Below are 17,708 nucleotides of genomic sequence, written 5' to 3' on the forward strand. Positions count from 1 at the left end.
GCTACCCTCCTATATGGGACATTTCAATCTTTTGTCTGGCTTCTTTCGTATTCATCCGTTCATCTGAGTAACGGTCATGGCGGAGATTCCAAACGTTCGCAATCTCTGCTTTTAGCATTGCGTCATCCATATCTGAACGAAGCAATGATCTTAAGTCATGGCCCCTTGAAGCAAACAGGCATGTGTAAAGAGTTCCCTCAGCTGAAATCCTGGCCCTCGAGCATGATGAACAAAAAGAATCCGTTACAGATGAAATGACGCCGATCTCACCGGAACCGTCCATGTATTCGTACCTTGAGGCAACCTCGCCCGGATATGCCGGCGGTACAGCCTTTAGAGGGAATTTTGCATCTATGATGTTGATTATTTCCTGCTTTGATGTCACTTGAGAGAGCTCCCACCCGTTTGCATTTCCGACATCCATATATTCTATGAACCTCAGTGTGTGTCCTTTTTCTTTGAAAAAAGTAGCCATGGGCAGAATCTCCGTCTCATTTACTCCTTTTTGGACAACCATGTTTATTTTCACCGAAAGTCCGGCTTCTGCCGCTGCCTCAATTCCTCTTAGCACCTGTGCTGCCTCGCCTCTCTTGCCGTTCATGGAAAAAAAGAGCTCAGGATCCAGCGCGTCAAGACTTACCGTTACCCGCTTCAATCCTGCTTCCGCAAGGTCCCCGGCAAACGTTTTCAACAAAGATCCGTTTGTGGTCAGTCCGATATCCTCTATTCCGTCGACCTTTCTGAGCATGGCTATCAAGACCGGAAGTTCTCTCCTGAGCAGAGGCTCGCCTCCCGTAAGGCGAATTTTCTTCGTACCGAGTGAAGCAAAGATCTCTGCCAGTCTATGAATCTCTTCAAATGTGAGAATGCGGTCGGATGATAAAAAAGGATAATCACTTCCGAAAAGATGCTCCGGCATGCAGTAGCTGCAGCGGAAATTACATCTGTCTGTAACAGAAATGCGCAAATCTCTTAACGGCCTGCCCAATGAATCCAGGATCATCTCTTTTCCTCCTTTCTATGAAGTCTTGATTCTATTGGAATGCGTATATATATTTAATGAACTGTTCCGGATAAATCCTACTGCTGTGATGCCAAGTTCCTCTGCCAGATTCAGTGCAAGCGTTGTCGGTGCTGATTTTGAAAGCACAATTTCACAGCCGATTTTTGCTGTTTTAAGAAGAATTTCAGAGGATATTCTTCCGCTGAAAACAAGAATTTTCCCCCTCGTGCTGATTGCGTTTTTTAAGCAATAGCCGTACAGCTTATCAAGGGCATTGTGCCTGCCAATATCCATTCTGCTTACGATGATGCCGTTATCATCGCAAAGCGCTGCATTGTGGACGCCGCCTGTGCTTTGAAAGATGTCCGCAGTGCGCTGCAGTTCATTCATAAGGGAAAAGCACGCATCCGCATGAATCGCTGTTGTTTGTTTGAGAGGTTTTACAACTCTGGCATCGTTGACAAAAACAAAGCCCGGCCTGCTCATGCCGCAGCACGAGGTAAGATAGCGTTTGTTCTGCATGTGGATGATGCGGTTCTCTTTTGAAAGGGTGACATGGGCAAATCCCGCTTTTTCCTGAATCCATATCTCCTTGATGTCTTCAAGCTTTGAAATAAAGCCTTCAGATGCCAAATAGCCAATTACCATATCTTCGAGATATTCGGGAGAGCTGACCATTGTGACAGCCTCTTCGCCGTTCAGTTTTACAGTTAGGGGGTGTTCCGTCACGATCTCATCTTCCGCCTGAGCCGCACTGCCGCAGGACAGTTTCACAATGCTTCTGATTTCCGTTACCGGCTTCATGATTAGTCCCCCCATTCCCTGCCATTCTTAGACCTAATGATAATCCAACAGCCTGCAATTGAAAAGCAGAAAGGGGTCTCCTTTTAGGAAACCCCTGAAATATTATCCTTTAAACGGCTTCATATTTTTCCCGTAAAAGATTTCATCCATTTCAATTTTCAGTCTGTCTGTTATCTCGTTCCGTTCGTTTTTCGTCAGCTTGTCCTTCGTGTAGCCAAACAAATAGTTGTTCAGGTCAAACTCCTTCAGTTTGCATTTTGTATGAAAAATATTCTGGGGGTACACGTTCACGTCAATCATGTCGTACGCCTCTTTTACCGATTCAGGTATGTAGTTTTGAATGGAATTAATGTCATGGTCGATAAACAGCTTTTCCCCATTGATGTCGCGAGTGAACCCTCTTACCCGGTAATCCATTGTCATAATATCCGTATCAAACGAATGAATCAGGTAGTTCAGGGCTTTAAGCGGTGAAATTTCTCCGCATGTAGATACGTCAATATCTGCTCTGAAGGTGCTGATGCCTTCATTCGGATGATACTCTGGATACGTATGAACCGTTATGTGGCTCTTATCAAGCTGCATCACCACAGAATCAGGCAGCGGTCCCGGAGATTCCGCATAGGACTCTTCAGGCACTTCAACAACCGGTCCTTCAGATACAAGAATGGTCACACTTGCACCCTGGGGCACATAATTCTGCTGGGCAATATTCAGGACATGAGCGCCGATAATATCTGTCACATTCTTTAAAATCTTTGTCAGCCGTTCGGCATTATACTGCTCGTCTATATAGTTTATGTAGGCTTCCCGTTCTTCTTTTGTTTTCGTATAGCAAATGTCATACATGTTAAAGCTAAGCGATTTCGTCAGATTGTTGAATTCGTGGAGCTGGACTCTCTGCTCAGACACAGGCATTTTCCCCTTTCTTCGCTGAATCTCTGATGCACATACGTTTTTATAATACCCACTTTACCATTCAGCAAACGGCCACTTTTTCATTTCTATTTTCGAAAAGCGTGATGATTGCCAATGCCTTATGAGCTCAATTCTCATATAAATAGTAATAGATAAGATAGATAAGGAGATGTAAACCGTGTCAAATCAGAGACAAAGACAAAGAAGGTCCCGCTGTATTTTTCCGGAGTACAGATGGTGCGGCCCAGGGTGCAGCGGACCGGGTATGCCGATCAATGATGTGGATGCATGCTGCCAGAAGCATGATCTGTGCCTCGACAGCGGGCGTTCATCCTGTGATTGCGACCGTGCTTTTATAGAATGCCTCCGGCCTAAAATAAACCGGGAAACGGAAAAAGGCCGCAACGCTGCATTTATGTATAAAATGATGAAGCTGAAAATGATGTTTACGTGCGGAAGATAAATTCAGGACTCAACACTCGGGGATTCCCTCATAGAATACAGTAAATCTGTTCGAAATGAGGGGAAAGCATGAATGAAGAAAAAAAGAACATTGATGTTTTCGGCGCCTGGCTGATTGTGGCCGGCACCCTCCTGAATGCTTCGGGTGAAACCATTGCCCTTACAGGGTCTGAACGCGCTGCACTTAAGGCAACCGGAGCAGGAAACGCCGTTGAAGCATCCGGCAACGCACTTCAGGCTGCTGTCAGATCCGGTGAACCCCAAAACCGTCTAAGTGCTTTTGGCGCATGGGTGCAGGCTGCAGGAAATTCCGCCAATGCCGCAGCGAGAATCCCCCTCCTGTCAGGTGACCTGCAGGAAGGGTATCAGCTTGATGTCATCGGAAATGCTGTTCAGTCAATCGGTGCCGCGACAGAAGCGATTGCCGCGTCGTCCGCCCGGGACCGCCTCTTTAGAGAACAGCTGACCGCAGGATATTTGCTGATAGCGGGAGGCGCGGTCATTGACGCCATAAGCGGCGTGTATTTTTTAAAAGAATTATCACAAAGAGGCCGGGCACTCGGCTGGTTCGGGGGATATCTGCAGGCAACGGGAGCTCTCCTTGCTGCCGATGCCCTGACAAATGAACCATAATGGAAACCGCTCTCTGGCATTCCATTATACATACTTCAATAAAAAGACTGTTTAGGAAAGATCATCCAGGGTAAAAAGAGAGTACAAACAACAAATTGAGGAGGAACTCCAATGAACTGGAAGAAAAAAGGACTAGCTGCAGGAATGACTCTCGCCATCATGCTAAGCGGACTTGCCGCATGCAGCGAGAGCGAACAGGATGAAATGGATAATGAAATGGAAGAAGAAGTAAACGAAGAAACTGACAGCGATGTCATTGATGAAGATAAAGAGGAAATGGAAGAAGAGGGGCAATGATGCCCCTCTTCTTTTTATTTGAAAGCTGCTGTGGAGTTCTGGGTGTATGCAGGAGATTGCGGCACTTTCGTGACTATATTGAACTGAGTTTGTGCTGTTAAACTGATTTTGTAACACTAAGTCGACTTCGCTTAACCTAGTTTATGTTGTTAACCAGAGTTTGCAGCACTAAGCTGACTTCGTTCAACCGAGTTTGTGCTGATAACCTGACTTTGCAGCACTAAGTCCACATCACTCACCTGAGTATGTGCTGCTATCCAGAGTTTGCAGCACATATGTGACTCCATTGATCAGAGTTTGTGCTGTTAAACATTTTACAGCACTCCTCCTCTCCTCCAATCCAGCAACCTCACTCCTCCCTGAAAATAGTCACATCCGAATGCCGCTTTTTCATTTGCGCGGCTTTTTTCCGGTTTTCTGCACTTTCAAACAGGATGTCGAAATCATAATCTTCCGGATACAGCTCGCTTGCGGCAATGTGGAGCTGAATGCGTTTGTGGTTTATGGTTTGTTTTTCCCCCTTTACAAAGACGATGTAGTTACCGGCTTTATCAGGGCCGCTGTGAACGATTGCGTAGTCCCCTGTTGCTTTAATCTGTACGTTGTCTCCCTGACTGTAGGTTTCATGAACAGGTTCATCCGTTTTTATACGCTTCGGCCTGTGCTTCAGGACGGACATTTGCTTTTCAAGCTCTTTGCGTTCTAAAAGATCATAGCTTTCCTTTGCATACTTTTTCTCTTCCTTGTATGTGATCTGATGGGCTTTTTCAATCAGCTCAGGATGCATGCCGAGGCGGAGTGCGATGGAAAATGCCTGGCTTTCTCCCCCCTGGCCGATTTTCAAGCGGTAGGTGGGTTTAAGAGTCTCCAGATCAAATTCCATAGATCCATTCATAAATCCATCTGTACTGTCAGCAAATTCTTTTATTTCGCTGTAGTGCGTTGTCGCAAGCAATGTTGCGCCTTTTTGATGAATTTTCTCCAGGATGACCTGCGCAAGGCCCATTCCCTCTCCCGGGTCTGTACCTGAACCAAGCTCATCAAGCAGAACAAGTGTGTATTCGTTTGTCTGCTTTAAAATTGAAATGATATTGGTCATGTGGGAGCTGAATGTGCTCAAGTTCTGTTCTATGCTCTGCCCGTCCCCGATATCAAGCAGAATCTGTCTGCAGATTCCGACTGAACTGCCTTTTTCTGCAGGGATGTGAAAGCCCGACTGAGCCATTAAAACGAGCAGGCCGACGGTTTTAAGAACGACCGTTTTACCGCCCGTGTTCGGACCCGTGATTACGAGAGACTGGAATTCACTCCCTATTTCAATTGTAAGGGGAACAGCACCAGAGCCAAGCAGGGGATGTTTTGCACGAATGAGAGAAATCCCCTTTTCTTCATGAATAGTCGGAGATGCCCCGTCTATTGATCTGCTGTACTTTGCTTTGGCAAACAGAGAGTCATAATGCACCATGACTTCAATGGACTGCAGCAGCTCTTTTTCACTTGCTTCTGCAAGTCCTGTTAAGTAGCTCAGTACCTTCTCTGTTTCGATTTCTTCCTGCGCTGTTAATAAATCAATGTGATCCTGCAGGGCTCCTGCCTCCTCAGGTTCAAGATAGATGGTTGATCCTGATGCAGATGTATCCAGAATCGCCCCCTTTATTTTTCCTTTGTATTCCCTTTTTACCGAAAGACACAGCCTCCCTCCGCGTTCACTGATCGTGCTGTCCTGCAAGTAGGTTTTGTATTTTGGCGATTTCACCATGCTGTTCAGTTTTTCTTTCAGTCTGTCAAGTGCGATTGATAGCTGCTTTCTTATTTTTAAAAGGTCTTTACTAGCAAGATCATCCACCATACCGTTTCGGATGCAGCGGGTAATCTCAGCAGCCAAATCCGGGAGTTCCTCAATTCCGTATACATAAGAAGCCACTCTAGGTGCGAGCGTTTCTTTATCTTTCATAAATCTTTTCATTTTCAGACAATCTTCAATGAAGGCAAGAAGCTGCGTCAAATGGTGAGGCCGGAAAGGTGTTCCTTTATGCAGCATGCCTGTGATTCCTTCTATCCCTTCAAGACCTGAAACCGGCACACTTGAGCTCTTTTCCAAAATGGCGCAGGCTTCATCCGTTTCCGCCAGCAGCGCACGGATTTGCTTAGCATGAAACAGCGGCTGCAGACCCCTGATTCTTTTTCTCCCGGACTCTGTCATCGCAAAAGCAGCGGCTGTTTCCTTAATTGTTTCATAATTTAAAATGTCAAATGTATGCTGATTCAATGGGTTAACCTCCAAATAATAAATGAACACAAAAAAGCCGCAATGAACAAACCTGTTCATTGCGGCTGAAATGGTTAATGGAATGCTTTCATTTTCCATACTGCTCTCATCCTTTACTGGAAAAAAGAAAAAACTGTGCAAATAGACACAGCCCCTGAGCAGATCCCTCTCATATGCTATGATTTGTTCTTAACTTATCCTTCTTGCGCATACTTAAAGAAGCACAGCAAATTGTAAAAATTTGCGCGCCGGCGCATGAAAGACCGTATGAAATTACGGATTAGTTAAGAACGGCACCTAACATATAACAAAACCCCTTTTTGAGGATGATGGTATGGAAAATAAGAATAAAAGCTACTTATAATGTATGCCACAGAGCCACTTTTGTCAAACTCACTTACAACGGTACATTTGAAATGTTCCCTTTCTTATTATAAGATGAATGACATCTGCAAAAAAAGACTTCAGGAGGTGCAGAAATGGATTATACAGTGAATCATATGGGAGACAGTACGGTGGTCATTGAGTTTGGAAAAACGATTGATCAAAAAGTGCACGAGCACGTTCAGCAGGTGTTCTCATTTTTTGAAAAAAAATCGCCCGACTGGATGATTGAGTGCATTCCTGCTTTTACTACGGTTGCCATCCTTTATGACCCTGTCAAAGTGTTCAGCCATACGAAAAAAGCACTTCCCCATGAAACGGTAAAAGACTACATAACAGAAACATTAAGAAACGTAAGCACGCTGCAACCCGCTGATGGAAGAAAGGTAGAAATCCCTGTTTGCTACGGAGGCGAGTTTGGCCCTGATCTGGCATTCGTTGCAGAACATAACAGCCTGACTCAGGATGAAGTCATCAGGATTCACTCAGGAACAGAATATTTAGTCTACATGATCGGCTTCGCTCCTGGTTTTCCCTACATCGGCGGGATGTCAGAAAAAATTGCCGCACCGAGAAAAGATACGCCCAGATCGAAGATTCCTGCAGGATCAGTAGGAATTGCAGGAAATCAAACAGGCATTTATCCGATTGAAACGCCAGGAGGATGGCAGCTTATCGGACAGACTCCCCTCCCGCTTTTTCAGCCTGAAAGTGAATCTCCGAGTCTACTAAAAGCTGGAGATATAATTACATTTAAGCCTATTACAGCTGAACAATTCAAGGAGGAGAAGAGACCATGACCATGCTTGTTAAAAAGCCGGGTCTCCTCACAACCGTGCAGGACATCGGACGCTACGGCTATCAAAAATACGGAGTCATTGTAAGTGGATCTATGGATACCCTCTCCCACCGGATTGCTAATCTCCTTGTTGGAAATGATGAACATGAGGCTGTCATTGAAATGACGATGATCGGCGCGCGGTTTGAGTTTCAGGACGATGCACTGATCAGTATATGCGGCGGAGATTTTTCCCCGACCATTGACAGCAGGCCCGTAAAAATGTGGAGACCCGTTTTAATCAGAAAAGGAAGCATTCTCTCTTTTGGACATGTAAAAAAGGGCTGCAGAGCTTACCTTGCTGCTGCAGGCGGTTATCTTACACCAAAAATCATGGGAAGCAAATCAACTTATTTAAGAGCCGGAATCGGCGGTGTTGACGGCAGAGCACTGGAAACCGGGGATGTGATTGAAATCGGCGGAAGGTCACCGTTTGCTGACTTCTGGTTCTCACAGCTTCAGAAAAGAGAGCCTTATACAGAACTTCACTGGTCCGTTTCTCCGGAATTTCATCCTTTCGTCAGAGAAGAAGAAAAAGTACAGCTGCTGAAAGGAAGACAATACGGCGATTTTTCAGAAGAAAGCAAAAAAGCACTGTTTTCTGAACCGTTCAAAATCACGCCGCAGTCAGACAGGATGGGCTACCGACTGGAAGGTCCGAAACTCAGCCTCCAGAAAAAAGAAGAAATGATTTCTGAAGCCGTCAGCTTCGGTACCATCCAGGTTCCGTCAGATGGAAATCCAATTATCCTGCTTGCAGACAGGCAAACGACCGGAGGCTATGCGAAAATCGGCCAGGCAGCATCCATTGATCTTCCGTACCTCGCCCAGTTAAAGCCTGGAGATTCTATTCACTTTAAAGAAATTTCTATAGATGAAGCCCAGAAGCAATTGCTTGAAAGAGAAAAAATGCTTCATCATTTAAAAGAAGGACTGCATCTGAAATTACATGCCGGGAGATGAGACTATGCGGAAAGTAGATATTAACTGCGACATGGGAGAAAGCTTTGGTGCATACACCATCGGAAGCGATGAAGACATTCTTGAATTTATCACTTCCGCCAACATAGCATGCGGTTTTCATGCAGGCGATCCCTCCACTATGAGAAAGACTGTGCAGCTTGCTCTTAAGAAAAACGTGGCGATAGGAGCACATCCCGGTTTTCAGGACCTTGCCGGTTTTGGAAGAAGAAACATGGATTTAACGCCGCAGGAAATTTATGATCTCGTTGTCTATCAAATCGGATCGCTTGCTTCTTTTACCGCTTCAGAAGGCGGAAGAGTGCATCATGTTAAGCCCCACGGGGCACTTTATAACATGGCATCTGTAGACCGCCCTATTTCTGAAGCGATCGCTGAAGCTGTTTACAAAGTAAATCCTGAGCTTATCCTTTACGGACTTTCAGGAAGCGAGCTTGTACAAGCCGGAGAAAGAATCGGGCTGAAGACGGCAAATGAAGTCTTCGCTGACAGGACCTATCAGGATGACGGCACTCTTACTTCTAGAAAAGATCCACAAGCACTTATAACAGATCATCAATCAGCTGCAGATCAGGTCATCCAAATGGTTCAGGACGGCACTGTGATTTCTGCTGCTGGAAATACCGTATCCCTGAAAGCTGATACAATCTGCATTCACGGTGATGGTACACATGCACTTGAATTTGCACGCTACATAAACGCAAGACTTTCTGAGTCGGGCATCAGGATTCTTTCCACATTAGACGTTTTAACATAAGATTCTGGAGGTACAGGGATGAAACAACAATCGAATTTCAGTCTGCTTCTTGGAGCTGCATTCCTGATGGCGACATCTGCCATAGGACCAGGCTTTTTAACTCAGACCACCCATTTTACACAGGCTCTTGCCGCAAGCTTTGGTTTTGTCATTTTAATGTCTATCTTAATTGATATTGGGGCTCAGCTTAACATCTGGAGAATTATTGCGGTATCAGAAAAACCCGCACAGGAAATCGCGAATGCCGTCCTGCCCGGTCTTGGAACGTTTCTTGCCATTTTGATTGTTCTTGGCGGACTTGCTTTTAATATCGGGAATATCGGCGGTGCGGGACTTGGAACAAACGTCATCTTCGGCGTTTCGCCTGAACTCGGCGCCCTGCTCAGCGGAATTGTTGCCATTGGTATTTTTCTGGTTAAAGAAGCGGGGAAAGTGATGGACCGGTTCGCTCAGGCAATGGGCTTTATCATGATTGCCCTCACTGTATATGTGATGTTTTCTGCACAGCCGCCGGTCGGAGAAGCAGCCGTTAAAACGTTTGTGCCTGATGAAATCGATTTTCTAGCCATTGTAACACTTGTCGGCGGAACGGTCGGAGGGTACATTACATTTGCCGGGGGTCACCGCCTTTTGGAAGCAGGAATTAAAGGAAAGGCTGCTCTTCCTCAAGTAACGAAGAGCTCAATCTCTGCCATCGGCATTGCTTCTCTAATGAGAGTTTTCCTTTTCCTTGCGACACTTGGCATCGTTTCTCAGGGACTTCAGCTGGATCCTGCCAATCCGCCTGCCTCTGTCTTTAAGTATGCAGCGGGCAACGCAGGATACAAAATGTTTGGTGTCATCATGTGGGCAGCAGCCGTCACATCTGTCGTCGGCGCAGCTTATACATCCGTTTCCTTTATCCGGACATTCAGCCCAGTGATTGAAAAATACCACAAATGGTTTATTGTCGGTTTTATTGCCATTTCAACTGCCGTATTTGTCAGCATCGGCCAGCCGGTAAAAATCTTGATTTTAGCCGGTTCCCTGAACGGATTAATCCTGCCTCTCGCTCTTGGCGTCATGCTGATTGCGGCTCATAAAGTAAAGCTTGTCGGTGATTACAAACACCCTGTCTGGCTTACTGTTTTTGGAGCAGTGATCGTTGTTGCCATGGCCATCATGGGAGGATATTCACTCTTCACAGGACTTCCTAAACTGTTCTAAACAAAGAAAAAAGCCCTCACAGGCTTTTTTTCTTTGTTCATTTTCCGAGTTTTTTTTCAAATTAGATTTATTCCTCATGATCCGTTCGCCATTCATACGTTTTTGCAAGGCCATCTAGCAGAGAATGCCGGTTTTTCCATCCAAGTTCCCTTTCTATTTTCCCAGTATGAATGCATCTTCTTTGGACGGCATCTCCCCTTCGATCAGGTACAAACGTATTACCGAGTCTGTCTTTTGCTGCTGCTTTTTTTATATTCGCTGCCAGTTGTAAAATACTTGTTTCTGTACCTGAACCAACATTATATTTTTCACCAAGTGCAACATCTGATACAGCAGCTAGAATTGTCGCATCCATTGCATCCTCAATATACGTAAAGTCACCGGTCTGCTTTCCATCTCCGAATATTTCAAATGAGTGATCGTTTTTGGCTGCATCGATAAATTTAGCAATAACTCCGCAATATGGATTTGATATCTGCTGACCAGGACCGTAAACATTTGAAAAGCGGAGAGTTGTGACAGGCAATTGATACATATTAAAATATACGTCGCAATAATGCTCGACTGTAAACTTGCTTGCTGAATAAGGCAGTTTAATATTGTAATAGGTTTCAGGAGTAGGAAGAATCTCGGCATTTCCGTATACATAGGCTGTAGATGCATAAACAAACCTCTTCAGCTGCGAGGATAATTCTTTTGACTTTCTTAAAAGTGTGAATCCCCCAACGGCGTTTGTGTGAAAATCGGAAAAAATGTTTTCCCCAGAAAAGACAAGATTTGTGCAGGCAAAATGAAAAATATAGTCCACTTTAGGAAGAATTTCATCCAGCACATTTTCATCCGTTATACATGCATTATAAAAGGTGATTTGATTTGACTCAGGGATGGATGACAGCGAACCCGCAGACAGATTGTCCATAATAAATAAGTGATCTGAAGTTGGAAGCAGTGTTTTTACAAGCTGTGAACCGAGAAAGCCTGCTCCGCCTGTGACAAGGACATTTCCGAACATGTCAATCCCTCATTTCTTTTCACGACAATAAATTGGAGAAATAGTTGGCAGAGTGACACCTGAACAGTAAAATCGGACTTATAACGGGTAAAAAAGATTGCTTCAGCAATCCGCACTCCTTTCAATTTAGTGACGGACTTTTCACTCATTAGTATTTGATTTATGAATGAAATGGCGGTTTTATGTGATAATTTTTGCATTAATATCTTGGAAGTTATTAGTGCATCATAAAACAAAGTCTTACGTAACTGCTGCTGATATGTATGTAGATTTTAATATTATATAAAAAACACAGCCAAGTTTTTCTCTATTCCGGGTTTGGAAAATTTAAGCTGTCTGCTGAAAAAACAGTAAACCCCCGTCTGCCCAAGCAGTCGGGGGTCCATTTTTACAGATCTGTGACGACAATATAGGATGCTTTAATGGGTCCGTGCACACCAACAATTAAATTGAGTTCAATATCCGCACTGTTGCTCGGACCGGTAATAAAGTCTGCGCATGATGCTAAATGCTCCCCGTTTTTCAGGAGGTTGCGTATATGTTCAGCGGCTTGAGTCAGTCTTGGTACAAGTGTGCTCAGGGGCACAATACATAAATAGGTCTTTGGCAGAAGATGAATCGACCTGCCTTTATCTCTGCTGCTGAACTGGACAACTGTTCCGGATTCAGCAAGCGTTAGATCGCTGAAAGCAATCCCGATGTCTGCGCGTTCGCACGCAGTGATGTTTTCGTCACCAAGTTCATGGTTCCATTCATGAACGCTGATTCCCTTCTCCTTCCACAAAGCCATGTAGTCGCCCAATGATCCAAAGCGAGAATCCTTCGGAATAACTGCCGACTTTGCACCGTAGTCATTAATGACATGCAGCACTTTTTCTGAAAGACCTGCTGTGTCCGTTTCAATATACTGCGTATGAATAAGCAAACATTGTTTTTTCAAAACGTCCGCAAGCTCTTCTTGGCTGCTGTTTCGATATACATCCCATTGGGGATTCGTCTGCCAGTCCGGTTTCGCAACTCCGGACGATCTTCTGCTTCTGCCAAGCTTTGCTGCAACATTTTCAAGGAAAGAGTTCCGATTTTCAATGGTGCCTGTTTTCATCACGTTTCTCCTCCCTCTTTTTCATCCAATCTCTGAATCTTTCTTTGCTTGGTGCCGGGAAATCTCTCACATCCGTCCACGGCTTGATTGGACCCGGGCCTTTTTTGACCATGCCCGAGCTTGTAAATGGAGACATAACAGCAGATGCGGATTTCGTACCCGCGCTGTAAATGCCCGGAGAACTTGCGGCTAGCTGATAGCCTTTCATCGCAAGTTTTTCGCCGAACGCGGATCTACCGTCCTCTTCTACCATTTTTCTTCTATGTTTGATTAATAGCTCATGCAGCGGTATTTTCACAGGACAGGCATCCGTGCAGGCTGCACAAAGCGAGGAAGCATATGGAAGTTCCTTATAATCGTCGTACCCTCCGAGCAGCGGCGACAGGACAGCTCCAATCGGGCCTGCATAAATCGATCCATACGAATGCCCTCCAATATGGCGGTAAACCGGGCATACATTGACACATGCCGCGCATCTTATGCAGTGAAGCGCACTCTGAAACTCGGTGCCGAGAATAGCAGATCTGCCGTTATCGACAATCACAAGGTGAAACTCCTCAGGTCCGTCGGCATCACCGTCATCTCTTGGCCCTGTCAAATTCGTGATGTAGCTCGTCAGTTTTTGACCGACAGCACTGCGGCAAAGGAGACTCACAAGCACATCCAGCTCCTCAAAAGTCGGGACAATCCGCTCCATTCCCATGACGGTAATCTGTGTTTTCGGCAGTGCCGTGACAAGGCCGGCATTTCCTTCGTTAGTGACAAGACAGATAGATCCTGATTCCGCCACGGCGAAATTGCATCCTGTAATTCCAAGATCTGCGCTCAGGAAATCCTTCCGAAGCTGTTCTCTTGCAAACAGGGCAAGCTCTTCAGGAAGCTCGGTTTTGTCGTATCCCCGTTTTTCTTTAAAGGTATCACGGATTTGTTCCTTGTTTTTGTGCAGGGCAGGCACAACAATATGCGAAGGCGGATCATGATCATCAAGCTGCAGGATGTATTCTCCGAGGTCCGTCTCAATAACCTCGCACCCTGCTTTTTCAAGCGCTTCATTCAGATGAATTTCCTCTGTGACCATGGATTTGGACTTCACGATTTTTTTTGCCTTTTTTTCTCGGGCTATTTTAGTCACATATTCGTTTGCTTCTTCTTTCGTAGAAGCAAAAAATACGTGACCTCCCCTTTTTGATACATTCTCGCTCAATTGCTCTAAATAGAAGTCAAGATTTTGAAGAGTATGTGTGCGGATCTCTTCACCAAGTTTTCTCCATTCTTCCCAGTTGCCGAGCTCTTCTGTTGCCTGCAGCCTCCGCCCCTGCATCCTCTCCTGGGCAGAAGCGACCGCTTTTCTCATAAACGGATTATTGACGCCGCTTTCAACCCGATTGAAAAAGGAGTCATTGCCTATTTTCATCGGCATTTCACTTCACCCCGCTGTTCAGCACTTCAGCTATGTGCATGACTTTAATAGGAATGCCTTTTCGGTTGATTCTTCCGCCGATGTTCATCAGACAGCCGCAATCAGCTCCAATCAGAACATCAGCGCCGGTTTCCTGAATATGAGTGACTTTCTCATCCACCATCTGTTCTGAAATCGGAACCATTTTCACCGAAAATGTACCTCCAAATCCGCAGCAGTCCTGGCTGTTTGGAAGTGGCGTCACTTCAAGGCCGTCAACATGCTGCAGCAGCTTGTCCGGTGCGTCTTTCACGCCGAGAAGGCGGGTCATGTGACAGGATTTGTGATACGTCGCATGTGCAGGAAGGCTCGCTTTTACATCTTCTATTTTCAGAACCTCTATTAAAAACTGCGTCAGTTCATAGGATTTCTTAGATAATTGCCGGGCCCGGTCTCTCCAGAGAAAATCCTCCTTGAAAAGCTCCTCATACTCATGCAGCATCGCCACACATGAGCCTGATGGACCGACAACATAATCTGAGGCCTCAAATACCGAGATCATATGCTTGGCGACTTCACGCGTTTCTTTATGACAGCCGCTGTTATAAGCGGGCTGGCCGCAGCACGTTTGTGCAGCCGGAAAATCAACCTCGCACCCTTGCTTTTCAAGAAGTTCGACCGTGTTTTTTCCTACGTTTGAATAAAAGACATCTGCAAGGCATGTGATAAACAATGATACTTTCACTGGTTCCCCACCTCATTTGCAAGAATTTTCTTACTTTTAGTATACATGAACATCGAGGTCTTAACGAAGGAAAAGCGAAAGCTGCCTGAGAAGGGCAGCTTTCTGATTGTTTATAATTTCATCGTTTTGCTGTCTGATAGCTCTGCAGCGCGCTTTTGCCCTGTAGCCACGATGTAAATCGCTGCCATCGCGATGGCGACGGCCACATAGGACCCTAAATTAAAGATGCCTTTTTGCGAATACCAGACGATTGAATACCCAACCGCCCCTGATAAAAGCGCGTAATACGTAAACGGGAAGATTGTTTTTCTGATGACAAGACCTTCTTTTCCAAACAAGCCGACGACGGCAGATGCTGCTACAACGTTATGTACGCAGATCATGTTTCCAGCTGCTCCTCCGACTGCCTGAAGCGCCACGATCCAAGTAGGATTCACGCCGATTTTCGAACCTACATCATATTGGAAAAGACTGAACATCATGTTGCTGACTGTGTTGCTTCCAGCGATGAACGCCCCGATTCCTCCGATAAAAGTAGCAAAGAACGGCCAGAATTCCCCTGCAATGGCAGCTGCCCCATTTGCAAGTTCAATCGGCATTTTATCAAATCCTGCAGCCCCGCCGCCTGAATTGATAAATACCTGCACCATCGGAACTGTAAATATAAGCGCAGTAGATGCGGCGAGAGTCGTTTTGGCGGATTGTGACCACGCACTTTTGTATGCGCTTCCATTCATGCCGTGCAAAAAGTACGTGATGAGTGATACAAGGATAAAGATCGTGCCCGGAAGATAAAGCGGCTGAAAGCTCGCGCTGACTTCAGAGCCGAACATGTTGGGAAACGCAACGACCCATGACTGGAGCCAGCCCATGATAGGAAGCGTTTTTAATCTTGAAAGAACAAGGAAAAGTCCAACTAGAACATATGGAGCCCAGGCTATCATCATGCTCATGCTTCCGCTTTTGTGTGAAATATCCTTGATTTCAAGTGATCCGCTCCACTCAGGATCCCACTTTGATTTCGCCTCAAAATCCCATGCTTCTTCTTTTGGAGGCATAAGAAACCCTTTTTTTGCTGCAAATACCACGATGGCAAGACCGGTCAGGCCTCCGATCATGGAAGGAAACTCAGGACCGAGAGTATTGGCAGTAATGACATATGGAATGGTCATGGCAAACGCCGAGAAAAGGGCAAATTTCCAGACCTTTAACCCTTCAGCAAACGATTTGTTTTTTCCAAAATATCTCGTCATAAGGGCAACGACAAACAGCGGAATCAGCGTACCCGCTATCATATGAAGAATGGCAACCTGTCCTCCAATTGCGGTAACAAGAGCGAGAAAGTCCCCGGTTATGGATGTGTCTGCAGAAAGTCCAGTTTGCACACCCACAAGCATTGGCGTGCCGACTGCACCGAATGAAACGGGCGTACTTTGGATCACCATGCCCGCAATAACGGCTGCCATTGCCGGAAATCCGAGACCGACCATGAGCGGCACTGCAACTGCTGCAGGCGTGCCAAATCCGGATGCTCCCTCGATAAAGGAACCGAACAGCCATGCGATGATAATCACCTGGATCCGTCTGTCAGCCGAAATATCTGTGAATCCCTGGCGGATCGTTTTTATTCCGCCGCTTTCCTGAAGTGTGTTCAAAAGCAGAATGGCACCGAAAATGATGTAAAGAAGTGTTCCTGCGACCACCAGTCCATTGACAGATGCCGCTGCAACTGTTGCACCAGGCACCTTCCACACGAACAACGCAAGCGCAATCGCGGTTATGTACGAAATTGGCATTGCTTTGCTTGCCGGCCATCTTAACCCTACGAGAAAAATTCCTACTACTAAAATCGGCAAAAGTGATAATAGTCCCAACATACCCGTGCTCACTGACATTCCCCCTTTTTCTGTTTCGTATTGCGCAACACAATTTCACTTCGTTTGCGAGGATGCAACATGTTATATAACAATAATTAAAATTGTTGTATAACACACGCCGCCTCACATCTATTATACAAACTGGACGCTTAATTACAATAATATTTAGAAAATTAACATAACTATTTTGATGCAAAAAAAGGGCCCGTTTTCGCTATAGTAAAAAAACGGGCAATCAAATGCTTACTTCTCATAACCTAATCTGGCTGAAATCAGTTTTCCGGTCTCAAGCATTCTTGGCACAAGCGTTTTCAGCCTGTCGTGAGACATTCTTGTCGTTGGTCCGGAAATGCTGAATGCAGCGATGACCTGACCTGAATGGTCAAAAATCGGAGCTGCAATACAAGTGATGCCGGATTCATTTTCTTCCAGATCAAGAGCAATTCCCTTTTTCTTTACTCTGGAAAGCTCCTGAAGAAAATCATCCCTGTCAATGATTGTATTCGGCGTATGAACAGGCAGACCTTTCCGGTCGAGGATATCCTGGACCGTTTCTGCAGGAAGGTGGGCAAGAATGGCTTTTCCGACAGACGTGCAGTGCATCGGTGCACGCTTGCCGACCTTAGAGTGCATTCTCAGCGTTTCACTCCCGTCAAGCTTCTCAATATAGACCACTTCACCCTGATCATATACGACAAGGTGGATCACCTCATTTGTTTCCTGCTCGAGCTTCATGAGGTGAGTTTTCGCTTCTGCTCTTAAATCAATGGAATCAAGCAGCTTTGTGCTGATTTCGAGAAATTTATAGCCGAGCCTGTACTTGCCGGTCTCCTCGTTCTGTTCGGCATATCCGTATTGGACTAAGGTCGCAAGAATCCGGTAGACAGAGCTCTTGTTAATATCCATCTGCCCGGCGATTTCGGTTACGCCAAGACCGCTCTTTTTCATGCTTATAAGAGCGATAACGTCCAGTGCCCTGCCGACTGACTTCACCATGTTTTCCCTTTCCATACTGTTCACC

The 17,708-nt window shown here is 45.6% G+C and carries 17 protein-coding genes; 7 read left to right on the plus strand and 10 right to left on the minus strand.

The window, feature by feature from the left end; genetic code table 11:
* Window position 1: 1 nt before the first annotated feature.
* The 3 genes from moaA to speD form a co-directional block, all read right to left on the minus strand.
* Window positions 2-1,003 (minus strand): GTP 3',8-cyclase MoaA, encoded by a 1,002-nt coding sequence (moaA, locus tag ACK1LH_RS10380; protein WP_411335047.1) that lies wholly within the window; start codon window positions 1,001-1,003, stop codon window positions 2-4.
* Window positions 1,004-1,018: 15 nt separating this feature from the next.
* The gene (gene fdhD / locus ACK1LH_RS10385) at window positions 1,019-1,807 is read right to left on the minus strand and encodes a formate dehydrogenase accessory sulfurtransferase FdhD (protein ID WP_411335048.1); all 789 of its coding nucleotides are present in this window, start codon (window positions 1,805-1,807) and stop codon (window positions 1,019-1,021) included.
* A gap of 102 nt (window positions 1,808-1,909) precedes the next feature.
* Complete coding sequence (gene speD, locus ACK1LH_RS10390) at window positions 1,910-2,719, minus strand: adenosylmethionine decarboxylase (protein ID WP_282034607.1); 810 nt, start codon at window positions 2,717-2,719, stop codon at window positions 1,910-1,912.
* A 184-nt stretch (window positions 2,720-2,903) separates the two neighbouring features.
* Between speD and ACK1LH_RS10395 the strand changes: the two genes are divergently transcribed.
* The 3 genes from ACK1LH_RS10395 (at window position 2,904) to ACK1LH_RS10405 (ending at window position 4,117) form a co-directional block, all read left to right on the plus strand.
* The gene (locus ACK1LH_RS10395; RefSeq protein WP_411335049.1) at window positions 2,904-3,188 is read left to right on the plus strand and encodes a phospholipase; all 285 of its coding nucleotides are present in this window, start codon (window positions 2,904-2,906) and stop codon (window positions 3,186-3,188) included.
* 68 nt (window positions 3,189-3,256) lie between these two features.
* Window positions 3,257-3,820, plus strand: coding sequence for a DUF6944 family repetitive protein (locus tag ACK1LH_RS10400; RefSeq protein WP_411335050.1), 564 nt, complete (start codon window positions 3,257-3,259; stop codon window positions 3,818-3,820).
* A 111-nt stretch (window positions 3,821-3,931) separates the two neighbouring features.
* The gene (locus ACK1LH_RS10405) at window positions 3,932-4,117 is read left to right on the plus strand and encodes a hypothetical protein (protein WP_203290221.1); all 186 of its coding nucleotides are present in this window, start codon (window positions 3,932-3,934) and stop codon (window positions 4,115-4,117) included.
* A gap of 349 nt (window positions 4,118-4,466) precedes the next feature.
* Here ACK1LH_RS10405 and ACK1LH_RS10410 read toward each other — a convergent pair whose 3' ends face one another.
* On the minus strand, window positions 4,467-6,386 hold the full coding sequence (locus ACK1LH_RS10410) for an endonuclease MutS2 (RefSeq protein ID WP_411335051.1): 1,920 nt from the start codon (window positions 6,384-6,386) through the stop codon (window positions 4,467-4,469).
* A 479-nt stretch (window positions 6,387-6,865) separates the two neighbouring features.
* Between ACK1LH_RS10410 and pxpB the strand changes: the two genes are divergently transcribed.
* The 4 genes from pxpB to ACK1LH_RS10430 are packed head-to-tail and all read left to right on the plus strand — an operon-like array spanning window position 6,866 to window position 10,552.
* Window positions 6,866-7,570, plus strand: a complete 705-nt coding sequence (pxpB, locus tag ACK1LH_RS10415) for a 5-oxoprolinase subunit PxpB (protein WP_203290222.1) — start codon at window positions 6,866-6,868, stop codon at window positions 7,568-7,570.
* Entirely contained in the window at window positions 7,567-8,571 is a 1,005-nt protein-coding gene (locus ACK1LH_RS10420) for a biotin-dependent carboxyltransferase family protein (protein WP_411332933.1), read from the plus strand. The genes pxpB and ACK1LH_RS10420 overlap by 4 nt, the downstream gene beginning before the upstream one ends.
* A gap of 4 nt (window positions 8,572-8,575) precedes the next feature.
* On the plus strand, window positions 8,576-9,346 hold the full coding sequence (locus tag ACK1LH_RS10425; protein ID WP_411332935.1) for a LamB/YcsF family protein: 771 nt from the start codon (window positions 8,576-8,578) through the stop codon (window positions 9,344-9,346).
* Between the two features lie 18 nt (window positions 9,347-9,364).
* Window positions 9,365-10,552: an NRAMP family divalent metal transporter gene (locus tag ACK1LH_RS10430; protein ID WP_029280969.1), complete on the plus strand. Its 1,188-nt coding sequence runs from the start codon at window positions 9,365-9,367 to the stop codon at window positions 10,550-10,552.
* Window positions 10,553-10,619: 67 nt separating this feature from the next.
* On the opposite strand, the gene ACK1LH_RS10435 is transcribed toward ACK1LH_RS10430, so the two are convergent.
* From ACK1LH_RS10435 to ACK1LH_RS10460, 6 genes are all read right to left on the minus strand, one after another.
* On the minus strand, window positions 10,620-11,564 hold the full coding sequence (locus ACK1LH_RS10435; RefSeq protein ID WP_203287213.1) for an NAD-dependent epimerase/dehydratase family protein: 945 nt from the start codon (window positions 11,562-11,564) through the stop codon (window positions 10,620-10,622).
* A 388-nt stretch (window positions 11,565-11,952) separates the two neighbouring features.
* Entirely contained in the window at window positions 11,953-12,666 is a 714-nt protein-coding gene (locus ACK1LH_RS10440) for a lactate utilization protein C (protein WP_203290312.1), read from the minus strand.
* Entirely contained in the window at window positions 12,647-14,086 is a 1,440-nt protein-coding gene (locus ACK1LH_RS10445) for a LutB/LldF family L-lactate oxidation iron-sulfur protein (RefSeq protein ID WP_203287215.1), read from the minus strand. The genes ACK1LH_RS10440 and ACK1LH_RS10445 overlap by 20 nt, the downstream gene beginning before the upstream one ends.
* Window position 14,087: 1 nt before the next feature.
* A complete protein-coding gene (locus ACK1LH_RS10450) occupies window positions 14,088-14,810 on the minus strand; it encodes a (Fe-S)-binding protein (protein ID WP_411332937.1) in 723 nt (240 codons plus the stop codon).
* Window positions 14,811-14,920: 110 nt separating this feature from the next.
* The gene (locus ACK1LH_RS10455) at window positions 14,921-16,699 is read right to left on the minus strand and encodes an L-lactate permease (protein ID WP_411332938.1); all 1,779 of its coding nucleotides are present in this window, start codon (window positions 16,697-16,699) and stop codon (window positions 14,921-14,923) included.
* Between the two features lie 231 nt (window positions 16,700-16,930).
* Window positions 16,931-17,698: an IclR family transcriptional regulator gene (locus ACK1LH_RS10460; RefSeq protein ID WP_029280951.1), complete on the minus strand. Its 768-nt coding sequence runs from the start codon at window positions 17,696-17,698 to the stop codon at window positions 16,931-16,933.
* Window positions 17,699-17,708: the final 10 nt, after the last annotated feature.

The organism is Metabacillus indicus (assembly GCF_046603695.1).
GTDB lineage: Bacteria > Bacillota > Bacilli > Bacillales > Bacillaceae > Bacillus_P > Bacillus_P indicus.

Bases quoted from the DNA above. Each gene is read 5' to 3' on its own strand.
- moaA (WP_411335047.1), bottom strand. From the start codon at position 1,003: ATGATCCTGGATTCATTGGGCAGGCCGTTAAGAGATTTGCGCATTTCT.
- fdhD (WP_411335048.1), bottom strand. From the start codon at position 1,807: ATGAAGCCGGTAACGGAAATCAGAAGCATTGTGAAACTGTCCTGCGGC.
- ACK1LH_RS10400 (WP_411335050.1), top strand. From the start codon at position 3,257: ATGAATGAAGAAAAAAAGAACATTGATGTTTTCGGCGCCTGGCTGATT.
- ACK1LH_RS10405 (WP_203290221.1), top strand. From the start codon at position 3,932: ATGAACTGGAAGAAAAAAGGACTAGCTGCAGGAATGACTCTCGCCATC.
- pxpB (WP_203290222.1), top strand. From the start codon at position 6,866: ATGGATTATACAGTGAATCATATGGGAGACAGTACGGTGGTCATTGAG.
- ACK1LH_RS10420 (WP_411332933.1), top strand. From the start codon at position 7,567: ATGACCATGCTTGTTAAAAAGCCGGGTCTCCTCACAACCGTGCAGGAC.
- ACK1LH_RS10425 (WP_411332935.1), top strand. From the start codon at position 8,576: ATGCGGAAAGTAGATATTAACTGCGACATGGGAGAAAGCTTTGGTGCA.
- ACK1LH_RS10430 (WP_029280969.1), top strand. From the start codon at position 9,365: ATGAAACAACAATCGAATTTCAGTCTGCTTCTTGGAGCTGCATTCCTG.
- ACK1LH_RS10435 (WP_203287213.1), bottom strand. From the start codon at position 11,564: ATGTTCGGAAATGTCCTTGTCACAGGCGGAGCAGGCTTTCTCGGTTCA.
- ACK1LH_RS10440 (WP_203290312.1), bottom strand. From the start codon at position 12,666: ATGAAAACAGGCACCATTGAAAATCGGAACTCTTTCCTTGAAAATGTT.
- ACK1LH_RS10445 (WP_203287215.1), bottom strand. From the start codon at position 14,086: ATGCCGATGAAAATAGGCAATGACTCCTTTTTCAATCGGGTTGAAAGC.
- ACK1LH_RS10460 (WP_029280951.1), bottom strand. From the start codon at position 17,698: ATGGAAAGGGAAAACATGGTGAAGTCAGTCGGCAGGGCACTGGACGTT.